Source organism: Neptuniibacter halophilus (assembly GCF_030295765.1).
GTDB classification, from domain to species: domain Bacteria; phylum Pseudomonadota; class Gammaproteobacteria; order Pseudomonadales; family Balneatricaceae; genus Neptuniibacter; species Neptuniibacter halophilus.
This window is the reverse complement of the sequence record NZ_AP027292.1, coordinates 2489033-2503966: the sequence shown is the minus strand read 5'-3', so window position 1 is coordinate 2503966 and position 14934 is coordinate 2489033. Positions and strand designations below refer to the sequence as shown.

The window sequence follows — 14934 nt, the reverse complement described above, 5'->3', positions numbered from 1 at the left end:
AACCCGCTTCGGCGGGTTTTTTTGTACCCCTGAAGCCGGCCAGTGAAGACACCTCTGCTACACCCTTCCCGTCTGAGTAAAAAACGCTATACTAGGTCAAGCTGTCTCAGGAACTCCCAATTGACCGAGGTAACCATGATTTTTCGCAAAACCATTGTCGCTGTTTTTGCACTCCTGATAACCAGCACCGCCGTCGCGGATCAGAACAAACTGCTGGTACAGAACTTTCTGAATTCATTTGCCAGCCGCGATGCGCAGGGGCTGTTTAATCTGATCAATTGGGAAGGTGTCGACAAAGAATCCCGTCGCTCCCTGCAGAAGTTTATCAAGTCAGGCTTCAAAGGCCGTCAGATCCGTCGAATCTACATTGAACCGATCGCTCCGGGCATCCGCCCTTCCTACGTGCAGGATGGAAAAACGTACCAACTGAATCTGGAGCCGAGCGGACAGCTCAACATCGTGTATATCAGCAACGCAGGCAAGCGCACCACCACACAACTCTACGTCGGCGACCATCAGGGCAAACTGATGATCGGCAGCGCCGTGGTTGCACCGGAAACTCAGGTCGCCTGCAGCAAGCAGGCGCAGAACAGCAAAGGCTGCTGAAACCACCTCACCAGCCAGCACAACAAAAAAAGCCGCGTCCTGTTACGCGGCTTTTTTGTGCACAAATCTCATGACAGAAATATTGCTGTTGGGTGAATTATTTTCTATTGCTCCCGGGTGCAATCTGATTAAAATCGGAATTTCGTCAACTAACTGGAAGCTACATGGCCGAAGTGATTATCCTGGCAATCAGCATCCCTTTGCTGATCCTCTGGATTATGAGCCTGAGAAAGCCCGATGAGCTGGAAGAGCAGTAACGCCCTTCTTCCAATCCGGCCTCAGTGAGACAACTCCTCATACAGCTCCACAAATTGCTGAGTCAGCTTGTGCTTCGGCGCCATATGAATCAGCGGACAGGTGTCATCATGGGATTCACGCATCTTCACTGAAGCGGAAATCTTGGTACTCAGCACCGGCAGATCATCCGCCAGCAATTCATCCACAATCCGTTGCGGCAGACTGGCACGCGGCTGATACTGGTTAACCACAATCCCCTCCACTGCCAGCTTATCGTTGTGATCCTCGCGGGTTTCATGGACATTCGCCAACAGGCTGTACAACGCCTGACGGGCAAACTCATCGCAATCGAACGGGATCAGGCAGCGATCCGCGGCCACCAGCGCAGAAAGCGTAAAGAAATTAAAGGCCGGTGGCGTGTCAATGTAGACCTGATCAAACTGATCGCTGAGATGCTCCAGCGCATCACGCAACTTATAAATCTTATGTTTAGACTCCAGCTTAGACTGCAGGTCACCGAGTTCGCCATTCGCCGGTAACAGGCTGAGATTGTCATAAGCGGTCTGATGGATGAAATGCTCCGGGCCATTAGGCTTGAGCTGAAAGGTCAACGTCTGCTCAAAAAAGTCACGAATATCCGGCGTTATCTCCTGATAATCCTCCCCCAGCAGGTAGTGACTGGAGTTACACTGCGGGTCAAGATCGATCACCAGTGTTCGCTGTCCCCGGGCTGCGCTGATCGCCGCAAGGTTAACCGCAATACTGGATTTACCCACACCACCTTTCTGGTTAAAAACCACACGCTTGATCATGCTTACCGCCTTTCGCTTGAATACAGCCTGACAATGACAATTCTATTGCATTGCAATATCCATAATTAGGAGAACAACGTCAACAATCTTGCCGCCAAAAAGCTCCAACACCAACTAAAATCCTAAATATTAGATTTAACTCATACACAGAAGCAGCAAAAATTAATCTGATATTCATTTTTGGAAGGGATATAGAAGGTATTTTCGGCAAATGTGTGGCAAAACAGCAAAAACTTGCTAACTTATAGACAACCTAATAAGACTACGGCAAACTATGCCGGCTTATGCATTAGTTCTAGTCAAATTCAGGAAATAATAATGGCAAAAATCCTGCTTCTTAACGGTCCGAACCTGAACCTTCTGGGCAAACGTGAGCCCGAGGTTTATGGCTACGATACGTTACAGGATATCTGCCAGAGACTGGACCTGCTGGCCCGGTCACAGGGACACGAACTACTGCATTGCCAGAGCAACCGGGAGTATGTCCTGATTGAGCGTATTCATCAGGCTCAGGACGAAGGGGTTGCGTACATAATTATAAATCCCGCCGCTTTTACCCATACAAGTGTAGCTATACGTGACGCGCTGCTGGGCGTGAACATCCCCTTCTGTGAAGTTCACCTGTCCAATGTACATGCACGCGAAGCGTTCCGTCATCATTCTTATCTGTCCGATGTGGCTGATGGCGTTATTTGTGGTTTTGGCGCTCAGGGATACGAATTTGCACTGCAATCTGCCATGGGCAAGGTTGCGGAATAACAACCTAGTTACTGATAGTTTAGAGAGACATAGATCAGAATGGACATTCGTAAAGTCAAAAAGCTGATTGAACTGCTGGAAGAATCCAACATCAACGAGATTGAGATTAAGGAAGGCGAAGAGTCTGTCCGCATCAGCCGTGGTTCCAGCGTTGTTGCAGCAGCACCTGTTGCTGCGCCGGTTGCTGCTGTTGCACCGGCTGCCGCTGCACCTGCACCCGTTGCTGAAGCTCCGGCTGACGCTGCACCTGTGACTAACGGCCATGTGGTTAAGTCACCGATGGTCGGCACCTTCTACAGTTCACCATCACCCAGCTCTCCGGCATTCGTTGAAGTAGGCCAGACCGTTAAGGCGGGTGACGTACTCTGCATCGTGGAAGCGATGAAAATGATGAACCAGATCGAAGCCGACAAGTCCGGCGTGGTCGAAGCCATTCTGGTTGAAGATGGCCAGCCGGTCGAATTCGACCAGCCACTGGTTACTATCGTTTAAGCTTCCGGCCTTTAACGTCAAGCAAGGATTATCCTTCGATGCTCGATAAAGTAGTTATTGCGAACCGAGGCGAGATTGCGCTTCGTATACTTCGCGCCTGTAAAGAGCTGGATATCAAGACCGTTGCTATCCACTCCACCGCAGACCGCGATCTGATGCATGTGCGCCTGGCAGACGAAGCCGTCTGCATCGGCCCTGCACCTTCACCCCAGAGTTACCTGAACATTCCTGCGATTATCAGCGCAGCCGAAGTCACCGACGCCGTGGGTATCCACCCGGGCTACGGCTTCCTCGCAGAAAATGCTGATTTCGCCGAACAGGTAGAGCGTTCTGGTTTCACCTTCATCGGCCCTAAAGCCGAAACCATTCGCCTGATGGGTGACAAGGTTTCCGCGATTGAAGCGATGAAAGCCGCTGGCGTACCGACCGTACCCGGTTCTGATGGCGCTCTGCCAACCGATCCGGAAGAGGTTCACAAAATCGCCAAGCGTATCGGTTACCCGGTCATCATCAAAGCCGCAGCAGGCGGGGGTGGACGCGGTATGCGTGTGGTTCACTCTGAAGCCGCACTGATCAACGCGATCCACGTCACTCAGTCTGAAGCTGCCGCTGCCTTCGGCGACGACACGGTTTACATGGAAAAATTCCTTGAGAACCCACGTCACGTTGAAGTTCAGGTTCTGGCTGACGGTCAGGGCAACGCGATTCACCTGTACGACCGTGACTGCTCCATGCAGCGTCGTCACCAGAAAGTGGTTGAAGAAGCACCGGCTCCGCATCTTGATCCGCAAGCCCGTGCAAACGTACTGCAAGCCTGTGTCGATGCCTGCATCGAGATCGGCTATCGCGGCGCAGGTACTTTCGAATTCCTGTACGAAAACGGTGGTTTCTACTTCATTGAAATGAACACCCGTGTTCAGGTTGAACACCCGGTTACAGAAATGATCACCGGTGTGGATATCGTTAAAGAGCAGCTACGCATCGCCTCCGGCATGCCACTCTCTCTGAAACAGGAAGATATCAAAGTACAGGGCCACTCTTTCGAGTGCCGTATTAACGCCGAAGACCCGAAAACTTTCCTGCCAAGCCCAGGTAAGATTGAGCATTTCCATGCGCCGGGCGGCAATGGCATCCGGGTCGATTCTCACCTGTACAACGGCTACACCGTTCCACCGCACTACGATTCACTGATTGCCAAGCTAATCAGCTACGGCGAAGATCGTGAAACCGCACTGCGCCGGATGCGAATCGCCCTGAACGAGATGCTGGTTGACGGTATCCGCAGCAACATCCCGCTGCAGCAGGACATTATGGCTGATGCCAAATTCCAGGAAGGTGGCGTTAACATCCACTACCTGGAGAAGAAACTGGGACTCTGATCCCGGATCTCTGCCTGAAAAACCCGCTTTATGCGGGTTTTTTATTGCCTGCTCCAACCTGCTCTCTGTTCATAACCGCGGTTATCGTCGATACTATAATTCTGTCTAACCCGCTGTAATGGAAGAAAAGCAATGCCCTGGCTACAGATAAAAATTCAGACCACCCCGGAACATTCTGAGCCTTACGAAGACCTCCTGCTCAGCGCAGGCTGTGCAGCCGTAACCTTTGAAGACAGTGAAGATCAACCTATCTTCGAGCCCGATCTGGGCACCACACCACTCTGGCAAAACACCACCATAACAGGCCTGTTTGCTGCCGAACATAATCTGGAAACCACTCTGGACTATATCCGTCAGGGGCATCAGCAACTGTTTCCCGGCATGCCGGAACCCAGGATAAAAGCCGAGATACTGGAAGATAAAGACTGGGAACGGGAGTGGATGGATAACTACCACCCCATGCAGTTTGGCCGTCGTCTCTGGGTCTGCCCGAGCTGGCGTGAGGCCCCGGAACCTGACGCGGTTAATCTGATGCTGGATCCCGGCCTTGCCTTCGGTACCGGTACTCACCCGACCACCGCGCTCTGCCTGCAATGGCTCGACGGTCAGGCGCTCGATGACCAGTACCTGATCGACTACGGCTGCGGCTCCGGCATTCTCGGCATTGCCGGCTTGTTGCTGGGTGCCGAACGGGCTATCGGTGTAGATATTGACCCACAGGCACTGCAGGCCAGTAAGGACAATCTGCTACGCAACCAGTTAGCGGATGACCGGCTGCGGGTTTACCTGCCGGAAAACACACCACAGGAACAGGCCGACACGCTGGTTGCCAACATTCTGGCCGGACCTCTGGTTGCCTTAGCTCCAACTCTGCAGGCGCTGGTTAAACCCGGTGGAAAACTCTGCCTCTCAGGTCTGCTGAGTACGCAAGCTGAAGAGATTCACAGTACCTATTCACAATGGTTTGATCTGGATCCGGTTGCCGAACTGGATGGCTGGATCCGGGTAACAGGTAGCAAACACAACTGATGATACAGGGAAGCCATATCATTACCCGCTGTCCGCAGTGCTCAACCCAGTTCAGGGTGACCGCCGGGCAATTGAAAATCGCTCAGGGACAGGTCCGCTGCGGACACTGCCTGGCGGTTTTCAGTGCTATCGAGCACAGTCTGGACGAGCCGGCTTCCCATCAGACTCAAACAGCAAAAAAAACCAGACCACAAGCAAAGCAACCGCGGCGGGCGCAGGCACCCAAGGCTAAACCCAGCAATCCAGAGCCGCAATCGCAACCTGAACCAGTACGCCCTGGCACCCCGGACCAACAGCCAAAACCTGCGGCAACCGCTTTACTGAAAACCGTTAGCAGCCCGGAGGGCAGCGTACCCACACTGACCATTCAGGCGGAACCGGTAGTTCTGAGTAAACCTGAAAAACCCAATACCCTGACCTCCACCGGCTGGTTTTTTGCCTGTCTGCTCGCGCTCGGCGTTATGCTGGTGCAGCACCTCTGGTTTAACCGCGGCGACCTGTACACCACCCAGACCTATCGCCCACTGTATACTTTTATCTGTGCACACATCGACTGCCACCTGCCCCTGCGCAGCGACCTGAGCAAGATCCGCAGTCAGGCCTTCCATGTCCGCCCGCACAACGAGATAGAAAACGCGATTACCATCGATCTGGTTCTCCTTAACGAAGCCGATTTCCGGCAACCCTTTCCCGCCCTCGGCATCGCCTTCGCCGACCTGAAAAAGCGCCCGGTTGCAGCGCGTATTCTGCAACCTGAATCTTATCTTGACCCGACCGTGGTAGACCCCCTCGCCATGCCTCCGCAGCAACCGATTCAGATCTCTCTGGACCTGATGTCTCCCGGCACTCGCGGGGTCAGTTACGAGCTTGAACTGCTAGCGCCGACGCTCTGAAAAATCAAGGCAAATTGTTCAAAAAATCATCAAAAAAGTCCTTGGAGAGGCGTACTCATGAGAGTATGATTGTTCGCCTCCCTAATCACTCAAACAACAGTGTCATTCGTGACGCTGCGGGTATTTTTTTAACCATTTTCAAGGCGCATTATGTTCCAGATAGGTCCATACACCATTGACAGTCAGGTTATTCTGGCGCCAATGGCAGGCGTAACCGACCGGCCCTTCCGGCAGTTATGCAAACGTATGGGAGCCGGTCTGGTAGTCTCAGAAATGGTGACCTCAGATACCCGCCTCTGGAACTCTCGTAAATCCTCCTACCGCCTGAATCACGCCGGAGAAGCGGAACCCCGCTCGGTACAGATTGCCGGTGGCGACCCTCAGATGATGGCTGAAGCTGCCGCAATGAATGTTGCGCGCGGTGCCCAGATCATCGATATCAACATGGGTTGCCCGGCCAAAAAAGTCTGCAACAAAGCCGCCGGATCAGCCCTGCTGCGTGATGAAGTTCTGGTCAGTGACATACTCAATGCCGTAGTCGCTGCAGTTGAGGTTCCAGTGACACTGAAAATCCGTACCGGCTGGGATCTGAACAGCAAAAACGGCCTCAACGTGGCCCGGATTGCAGAAGATGCCGGTATTCAGGCGCTGGCCGTACATGGCCGCACCCGGAGTTGTGGTTATAAAGGCGAAGTGGAGTACGACACTATCCGCGATATTGTCGATTCGGTTTCCATTCCGGTATTTGCCAACGGAGATATCGATTCTCCGGAAAAAGCAGCAGCCGTACTGGAACACACCGGATGTGCCGCAGTGATGATCGGACGTGCCGCTCAGGGACAACCCTGGTTGCTACGTGAGATTGATCATTATCTGCGAACCGGTACAATCCTCGCCCCGCCCGCACTTGAGGAGATCAGGGAAATACTGTTGGCACACCTGCAGGAGCTACACAGCTTTTACGGCGACTATATGGGCGTACGGATCGCCCGTAAACACGTCGGCTGGTACCTGCAGAACAAGACCAACGGAAGTAGCTTTCGCAAGCAATTTAATACGATAGAAACAGCAGCAGATCAGGCCGCCGCTATCGAGGGATTTTTCGATAAGGCTTCAACAGATGGCGTGGCAGCCTAATTAGATTGGATATTGAGTACTGTGGAATACAAAGAAATTAAGCAACCGACCCTAGTTTCCAACCCGGCAGAAGCTACTAACCAGACCCTGCGTGACAACGTAGAGCAGTCCCTGACCAACTATTTTCGTCAGCTTGACGGTCAGCCTGTAACAGATGTCTATCAGATGGTTCTGTCTGAAATTGAAGCACCGCTGTTCGAAACGGTTATGACCTATACCAAGGATAACCAGACTAAAGCCTCCCAGTTGCTGGGACTGAACCGCGGCACCCTGCGTAAGAAACTGAAGCAGTACGGTTTGCTTTAAGCCCCTTTTTATTGACTACTCGGAAACCAGAGACAATGGCAGAGAACATCACTCCCGTTCGTCGTGCGCTGATCAGCGTATCTGACAAATCAGGTATCGTTGAGTTTGCACAGGCACTGAACGCCCGTGGCGTGGAGATCCTTTCCACCGGCGGTACCTACAAGCTCCTTAAGGACAACGAGATCCCGGCGGTTGAAGTATCCGACTACACCGGCTTCCCGGAAATGATGGATGGCCGGGTTAAAACCCTGCATCCAAAAGTGCACGGTGGCATCCTCGGTCGTCGCGGCCAGGACGATGGCATCATGTCCGAGCACGGTATCAATCCGATCGATATGGTCGTGGTTAACCTGTACCCATTTGCTGCAACCATCGCACGTCCTGACTGCGACCTGCCAATGGCGATCGAGAACATCGATATCGGCGGCCCGACTATGGTTCGTTCTGCAGCAAAAAACCATAAAGATGTTGCCATTGTTGTTAATGCTTCCGACTACGACAGCATCATTGCTGAACTGGATCAGGACAAAGGCCTGACCCACAAAACCCGTTTCGATCTGGCCGTTAAGGCGTTCGAACATACTGCGGGTTACGACGGCATGATCGCCAACTACCTGGGCGCCATCGTGGATGGTGAAGAAGACAAAGCGGCGGACTTCCCACGCACTTTCAACACCCAGTTCATCAAAGCGCAGGAGATGCGTTACGGTGAGAACCCGCATCAGCGCGCGGCTTTCTACGTTGAAGCTGAGCCTGCTGAAGCCTCTGTTTCTACTGCCCGTCAGTTGCAGGGTAAAGCGCTGTCATTCAACAACGTAGCCGATACTGATGCTGCGCTGGAGTGCGTTAAGTCATTCAAAGAACCGGCCTGTGTCATCGTGAAGCACGCCAACCCTTGTGGCGTTGCAGTCGGCGCTGACATTCTGGAAGCCTATAACCGTGCGTTCCAGACTGACCCGACCTCCGCCTTCGGCGGTATCATTGCTTTCAACCAGGAACTGGACGGGACTACCGCTCAGGCGATCGTTGATCGTCAGTTCGTTGAAGTAATCATCGCACCCACCGTGACTCAGGAAGCATCCGATATTGTGGCAACCAAGCCTAATGTCCGTCTGCTGGAGTGCGGCGAATGGTCTGTTAACCGCGCTCACGGTTTCGACTACAAGCGCGTTAACGGCGGCCTGCTGGTACAGGATCGTGATCTGGGTCGCGTTGATGCTTCCGGTCTCAAAGTCGTCAGCAAGGTACAGCCAACCGAGCAGGAGATCCGTGATCTGCTGTTCTGCTGGGAAGTGGCTAAATTCGTTAAATCCAACGCGATTGTTTACGCTAAAGATGGTCAGACCATCGGCATCGGCGCAGGCCAGATGAGCCGCGTTTACAGTGCAAAAATCGCAGGTATCAAAGCCGCTGACGAAGGTCTGGAAGTGAAAGGTTCTGTAATGGCATCTGACGCGTTCTTCCCGTTCCGTGACGGTATCGACTCTGCGGCGGCTGCCGGCATCAAAGCAGTGATTCAGCCGGGCGGTTCCATGCGCGATCAGGAAGTGATCGATGCAGCAGATGAACACGGTATGGCCATGGTCTTCACCGGCATGCGTCATTTCCGTCACTAAGCATTTAATGCAATAAGCCTGTGAGCAGGTTTAACGCCATCGGCTTATTGCCCAAAACCCCGGTCCGGCAGCTCTGTCAGACGCGGGGTTTTCTGTTAACAAGGATTAGCACATGAACGTACTGATTATCGGCTCCGGCGGACGCGAACACGCACTGGCATGGTCTGCAGCACAGGATTCACAGGTAGCACAGGTATTTGTCGCACCGGGCAACGCTGCAACCGCTCAGGAAGCCAAAATGCAGAACGTCGCCATCGACGTGATGGATCTGGAAGCTCTGGTCAGCTTCGCCAAAGAGAACAACATCGGTCTGACAATTGTTGGCCCGGAAGCTCCACTGGTTGCCGGCGTAGTCAACCGCTTTCAGGCTGACGGCCTGCGTATCTTCGGCCCGACTGAAGGCGCTGCTCAGCTTGAAGGCTCTAAAGCCTTCACCAAGGACTTTCTGGCACGCCAGAAGATCCCGACCGCTGAATATGAAAACTTCACCGAGATCGAACCCGCACTGGCTTATGTCCGTGAAAAGGGCGCACCGATCGTAGTGAAAGCCGACGGTCTGGCTGCCGGTAAAGGCGTGATCGTTGCCATGACGCTGGAAGAAGCCGAAGACGCGATCCGCGATATGCTGGCCGGCAATGCCTTCGGTGAAGCAGGTAGCCGCGTGGTCATTGAAGAGTTCCTCGAAGGTGAGGAAGCGTCTTACATCGTTATGGTCGACGGCGACAATGTACTGCCGATGGCAACCAGCCAGGACCACAAACGCGTGGGTGACGGCGATACCGGTCTTAACACCGGTGGTATGGGCGCCTACTCCCCGGCCCCGGTTGTCACGCCAGAGATCGATCAGCGGATCATGGACGAAGTGATCATGCCGACTGTGCGCGGTATGAAAGCGGAAGGTAATGAATACACAGGGTTTCTGTATGCAGGTCTGATGATTCAGGCCGATGGCACCCCTAAAGTGATCGAATACAACTGCCGCTTTGGTGATCCTGAAACCCAGCCAATCATGCTGCGCCTGAAGTCCAGTCTGGTTGAGCTGTGTAACGCTGCGCTGGACCGTAAACTGGACCAGACCACAGCAGAGTGGGACTCCCGCAAATCAGTCGGCGTAGTTATGGCTGCCGGTGGTTACCCCGGTGATTATGGTAAAGGCGATGTGATCAGCTTCCCGGCTGAGTGCCCTGAGGGTACCAAGATCTTCCACGCCGGCACCGCCCTGAAAGAGGGTCAGGTTGTGACGGCAGGAGGTCGTGTACTCTGTGTAACTGCACTGGGCGAGACCGTTACTGAAGCTCAGCAACGCGCTTACGAACTGCTGGCTAAGGTAAGCTGGGAAGGCGCCTACTTCCGCAAGGATATCGCTTACCGTGCGATCGCCCGCGAGCAGAACAGCTAAGCACGCCCTGCAACAAAACAAGCCCTGATCATTCAGGGCTTTTTTGTTTTTTCCAGCGGCCTGAGAGCGTCACCGTCAACAGCACAGCAAGCATTCCCGCAAACGTGGGCAGCATACTCAACCAGTACCCCTGCAACAACAGTCCCAATGGCAATAGAAGACCCATCACAACAAGGCTTCTGCACACCCAGATCAGCCCTGCTGGCAGCTTAAGCAACAGCAGAAACCCAAGACTGCAGGTCACCATCGCACCCAGTAGTTCTGACCAGAGCGGCAGTGTCGGTGACAGATAGTGCCCCTGTTGCAGGGCATCAAACATCAGCGCCTGTATCCGGGTACTGAAATAAGCGCCCTGCCCCGCTACCCTGACCGGAGCTTCGATCCGTGCATCACTGACGCCGACAAACACTGCCTTGCCACGAATCATGCCCGGGTCGATCTCTCCCCCGAGCAACTGCTTCAGGCTGAAGCGCACCAGTTCCTCGCTGCGGCGGGTTAACCCCAGCGGCATTAATAACTCATAATCCCGGCTCCAGCGCCCGGAAAAGCCAATATGCAGGTAGGGCGTTCGCAGGCCGGGATAGTGCGACATCAATTTTTGTGGATATAACTGCAGGGTTGCCACGGGCAGGCTCGGCCAGCGCGGGTAGGCTACGCCTGCCCATAAAAAATGACGCCGCAGGACGCCATCACTGTCCAGTGGCAGGTCGGCGTGCGCATAACTCGCTCCAGCCAACTGCATCAGACCCAGCGGGAGTCGCTCCCGCCCCTGCTCCACAATCAGTGGTAACACGACCCGCCCACTGGCCTGAACTGACTGCAACAGCTTACTGTCTGCCGAAGCAGCGCCCCGCTCTGCAAACGCCAGATTATAGGTAATCGAAGCAGCACCGTAAGTGGTCAGGGTGCGAATGGCAGAAGCGTGCAGGGCGCGATCCAATGGCCAGCCACCGAACTGGTTGATACTGTCAGCATCAATACTGATCAATACCACCTGATCAGACCCCGCCGGGGCCGCCGGATAATAGCGCCCGACAATATCGTAAACATGCTGATCCAGCCACGCTTGCTGTGACGTCCGGGTAAACAACAGGAGCACCAGCAGTGCAGCGAGAATCGGCAGAAACTGACGTACAGAGAGCATCAGAGTAACAGCAGCAACAGCGTGGAGGCAGGTATCGCAAGCGGCCACCAGCTTTCAACAGGAACCACCACCTGCTGAGGCTCAGACCAGCCACCGGATACACCATCTTCATACACCCCGCGCACTCGCAGGTAATAATTCCCTGAGGCAGGTCTTACAACGCTCAGAGCAGAGTCGGTAGTGATCTGATCCAGTTCGGGATTCGCAAATTCCGGCTCCCCGGCCAACTGCAACTGATAACGGGCCACACCCGGCTCCTCTCGCCAGCGCAACGTCAGTTGCTCCTGATCGATAACCGGTTGCTGCAGTTCAGGCGTCGGCGGCAGTGCCATGACGTTAAACTGCCCGATCACACCGGATGGCCCCTCTTCGCCGGAAGCCGTAACACTGTTGACCCGCCAGAAATACACACCCGGCCGGGTGATCGTCTCTTGCCACTGAGCGGCCCTGATACCCTGCTCCAGGCGGACCCGGTCAGTAAAACCCTCATCACGGGCGATCTCCAGATGATAGCTGGCCGCCAGTTCAGGCTGTGACCAACTGAAATCCACCGCCCCCACATACAGGCTCGCGCCCTGTACTGGCGTCTGCTGCAGTGGCGGAAACGGCCGGGCATCAATCACGATTTTTTGCACCTGGGCGAATCCCTGCAACCCCTCTGAACTGATTCCGCTGACCCGCAGCCAGTAGGGCTGATCCTGCAGCCGGACCGGCAGATTAAACTGCGCCCGGGTCACCGACTGATCAACAACCAGTGCACTGAATTCAGGGTCCGGTGAGATCTGCACACGGTAGCCGGTAGCTTCGGGCAGAGCCGCCCAGCGGATCTGTTCCGGCAGATAGCGTAATGGCTGCTGAATATTTTCTAATCCGGGCGCGGGCAGCAGTTTAGCCGGCGGCCGGGGTGCCTCATCAGCCCGGGCTAAGGTGCCATATCCCGCCGCAACCCGAGTATCACCCCGGCTATTCGTCACGCCGATCAGCCCCTGAGTCACTTCGGCTGCGGTTCGCTCTGCCTCAGCCCTGACCCGGTACTGCGTTCCTTTGGTCGTGGCAAAGGCAGCGGGCGTATCGATCAGGAAACGAGAGCCTGGCAATTTTTTCGGATTAGCCCTGATTTCGGCTTCACCGGATTCCAGAAAGACCTGAATATCCACCACTTTGCGTTGCTGCCCCATAACACTGGCCTGCTCTACCCGCAGCAAACTGCTTTCCAGTATCAGAACCTGAGTGCCATCAGCAAACTCCAGTAACACACTGGACTGTGCGGCAGTGCGAATCCGGTCCCCCGGACGCAGATTTCGCCCTCTTAACAAGGGCAGGTGGGCCCGCGCCCCATGCTCCAGATCGACCTCTGCCGTCACCGTACCACTGACATTGACTACCCGGATATCGGAGGCTTGTTCACTGATCAGATTTCGCGGGATTCTGAGAACCGTTCCCGGCGGCATCTGACGGTCATTGCGGACATTATTGTAGCTTTCCAGTGCCTGCCAGTGACGCCAGTCGGTGAGCAACTCATGGGCAATACTCCAGATCGACTCTCCGGGCTGCATCACATAGTTCCAGTCCGGTGTTTCCTTCGCCAGCGACAGGGGCGAAACAACAAGCAGCAGCATCGAGAACAAGCATTGTTGGGTTTTATTCACAGGGCCCGGCGTCCTTTACAGTGGGTGGTTGTTTTTGAAACAGCTATTCTCCCATTAATTGTACTTATCAGCCAAGCGGCAACGCATTTATCCCCTGTGACAGGCCTGCTTATATGCGTATAATCTTTCGACCATTAGCTGACTTCAATGCTTATATCGATGCTGAAACCCGAAGTATTCCTCAGAAAAGAGTTGCGCGTATTCGGCGTTCTGTTACCTGCAACTTTGCTCTCAGCCTGCAATACCCTGCAGCCCGTTCAACCCGCTGCAGAGCCTCCTCAGGAGGTCTCCCGGATCACTGACTGTAATGGCGTTCCCGGAACGGAATGTGCCTGGCTGGAACAGGAAACTCAGGCCGTGCTCAACGCCCGCCCCTCCTCGGCAACAGCAGCCGGCGACAGCAGCAAAGGGATTCTGCAGCTCAGTCAGGATGGTCAGCATCAGGCGGCACTGACGGCGGTGGAGCAGCGTTTACAGACACAGCCGGACGATTATCCTTCCCTGTTCCTCAAGGCTGTCGTATTACAGAACATGGGCGCTACCGCTGAAGCCAAACCGCTTCTGGAAGGAATGCTGCAACAATTTCCGAATCAGCCGGAACCCTATAACAATCTGGCGCTGATCTATGCCGAAGAGGGCGATCTGGCGCGGGCGATAAGCACCCTGCAACAGGCGTTTATGACCCACCCCAGTTATGCACGGGTCCAGCAGAACCTGAAAGAGATCTATGCCACGATGGCTTCACAGGCCTACAGCAAGGCACTGGATCTGCAGCAGGCGAGCGCTGCCGGCCCTCATCTGGCGATGATCACTGAAGTTGAAGCCACTGCACAGCCCGCACAGGCCCACACACCGCAGGCTGTTGCAGCGCAGACAGCACCCGCCGAACCAACCAAAGTGACCTCAGCCACCACGGCAGAAACGCTTGCAGACTCCGCCACTGAGGCGACACAAACGCCGGAACAGGTTGAAGTGGTTGAGGTAGCACCAGCTACGGTGGTTAGCACAGTAACGCAAGAATCTGAGCCGGAGAAACCATCCGCTACGGCTCAGGCACAGGCTCCGGTAGCGGCAGACAATACCAAGACAGCACAGGCGGCCATTACCGATCACCTGCGCAACTGGGCCAGCGCCTGGCGTAACCAGAACCATCAGAATTATGTTCGTGCCTACACCGATGAGTACCGCCCAAGCCCGAGTCTGACACATGATCAGTGGGTGGCCCAACGCGCCCTGCGCCTGAGCAAGCCACAGTACATTAAAATTGAACTGGGTGAGATTCAGGTGAATATGCTGAGCGAACATCTGGCCGAAGCTAATTTCGATCAGCTATATGAATCGGATACCTATAAAGACCGGGTGCGTAAACGTATTGTGCTGGTGAAAACCCGCGGTGAATGGAAAATCAGCCTGGAACAAAGTCAGCAGATTATTAATTAACCCGTCACCGATATTTAATCAGCCATCCCTGTCAGC

The 14934-nt window shown here is 54.5% G+C and carries 14 protein-coding genes; 11 read left to right on the top strand and 3 right to left on the bottom strand.

All coding sequences use genetic code 11. The features are described 5' to 3' along the window. Nucleotides 1-120: 120 nt before the first annotated feature. A complete protein-coding gene (locus tag QUD59_RS11640) occupies nucleotides 121-606 on the top strand; it encodes a hypothetical protein (RefSeq protein ID WP_286237178.1) in 486 nt (161 codons plus the stop codon). Nucleotides 607-884: 278 nt separating this feature from the next. Here the strand turns inward: QUD59_RS11640 and QUD59_RS11635 are convergent, their stop codons facing one another. Continuing rightward, nucleotides 885-1652, bottom strand: a complete 768-nt coding sequence (locus tag QUD59_RS11635) for a ParA family protein (protein ID WP_286241026.1) — start codon at nucleotides 1650-1652, stop codon at nucleotides 885-887. Nucleotides 1653-1973: 321 nt separating this feature from the next. On the opposite strand from QUD59_RS11635, the gene aroQ reads away from it, so the two are divergent. The 9 genes from aroQ (at nucleotide 1974) to purD (ending at nucleotide 10665) form a co-directional block, all read left to right on the top strand. Beyond that, nucleotides 1974-2414: a type II 3-dehydroquinate dehydratase gene (gene aroQ / locus QUD59_RS11630; protein ID WP_286237177.1), complete on the top strand. Its 441-nt coding sequence runs from the start codon at nucleotides 1974-1976 to the stop codon at nucleotides 2412-2414. Between the two features lie 39 nt (nucleotides 2415-2453). Next, nucleotides 2454-2906, top strand: a complete 453-nt coding sequence (gene accB, locus QUD59_RS11625; RefSeq protein WP_286237176.1) for an acetyl-CoA carboxylase biotin carboxyl carrier protein — start codon at nucleotides 2454-2456, stop codon at nucleotides 2904-2906. Between the two features lie 38 nt (nucleotides 2907-2944). Next, nucleotides 2945-4285 carry an acetyl-CoA carboxylase biotin carboxylase subunit gene (gene accC / locus QUD59_RS11620; protein ID WP_286237175.1) on the top strand — a complete coding sequence of 447 codons (1341 nt, stop codon included), beginning with the start codon at nucleotides 2945-2947 and terminating at the stop codon, nucleotides 4283-4285. A 132-nt stretch (nucleotides 4286-4417) separates the two neighbouring features. After that, on the top strand, nucleotides 4418-5314 hold the full coding sequence (gene prmA, locus QUD59_RS11615; protein ID WP_286237174.1) for a 50S ribosomal protein L11 methyltransferase: 897 nt from the start codon (nucleotides 4418-4420) through the stop codon (nucleotides 5312-5314). Then, nucleotides 5314-6207 (top strand): zinc-ribbon and DUF3426 domain-containing protein, encoded by an 894-nt coding sequence (locus tag QUD59_RS11610; protein WP_286237173.1) that lies wholly within the window; start codon nucleotides 5314-5316, stop codon nucleotides 6205-6207. The genes prmA and QUD59_RS11610 overlap by 1 nt, the downstream gene beginning before the upstream one ends. 150 nt (nucleotides 6208-6357) lie before the next feature. After that, nucleotides 6358-7344 (top strand): tRNA dihydrouridine synthase DusB, encoded by a 987-nt coding sequence (dusB, locus tag QUD59_RS11605; protein WP_286237172.1) that lies wholly within the window; start codon nucleotides 6358-6360, stop codon nucleotides 7342-7344. Between the two features lie 21 nt (nucleotides 7345-7365). Next, nucleotides 7366-7650, top strand: coding sequence for a DNA-binding transcriptional regulator Fis (gene fis, locus QUD59_RS11600; protein WP_286237171.1), 285 nt, complete (start codon nucleotides 7366-7368; stop codon nucleotides 7648-7650). Nucleotides 7651-7685: 35 nt separating this feature from the next. Further along, nucleotides 7686-9266: a bifunctional phosphoribosylaminoimidazolecarboxamide formyltransferase/IMP cyclohydrolase gene (purH, locus tag QUD59_RS11595; RefSeq protein ID WP_286237170.1), complete on the top strand. Its 1581-nt coding sequence runs from the start codon at nucleotides 7686-7688 to the stop codon at nucleotides 9264-9266. A gap of 112 nt (nucleotides 9267-9378) precedes the next feature. After that, complete coding sequence (gene purD, locus QUD59_RS11590; RefSeq protein ID WP_286237169.1) at nucleotides 9379-10665, top strand: phosphoribosylamine--glycine ligase; 1287 nt, start codon at nucleotides 9379-9381, stop codon at nucleotides 10663-10665. Between the two features lie 28 nt (nucleotides 10666-10693). Here the strand turns inward: purD and QUD59_RS11585 are convergent, their stop codons facing one another. Together QUD59_RS11585 and QUD59_RS11580 are read right to left on the bottom strand one after the other, a co-directional pair. Beyond that, nucleotides 10694-11809 (bottom strand): CHASE2 domain-containing protein, encoded by a 1116-nt coding sequence (locus QUD59_RS11585; protein WP_286237168.1) that lies wholly within the window; start codon nucleotides 11807-11809, stop codon nucleotides 10694-10696. Next, nucleotides 11809-13458 (bottom strand): FecR domain-containing protein, encoded by a 1650-nt coding sequence (locus QUD59_RS11580; RefSeq protein ID WP_286237167.1) that lies wholly within the window; start codon nucleotides 13456-13458, stop codon nucleotides 11809-11811. The genes QUD59_RS11585 and QUD59_RS11580 overlap by 1 nt, the downstream gene beginning before the upstream one ends. A 159-nt stretch (nucleotides 13459-13617) precedes the next feature. Between QUD59_RS11580 and QUD59_RS11575 the strand changes: the two genes are divergently transcribed. Beyond that, on the top strand, nucleotides 13618-14898 hold the full coding sequence (locus tag QUD59_RS11575) for a tetratricopeptide repeat protein (protein WP_286237166.1): 1281 nt from the start codon (nucleotides 13618-13620) through the stop codon (nucleotides 14896-14898). Nucleotides 14899-14934: the final 36 nt, after the last annotated feature.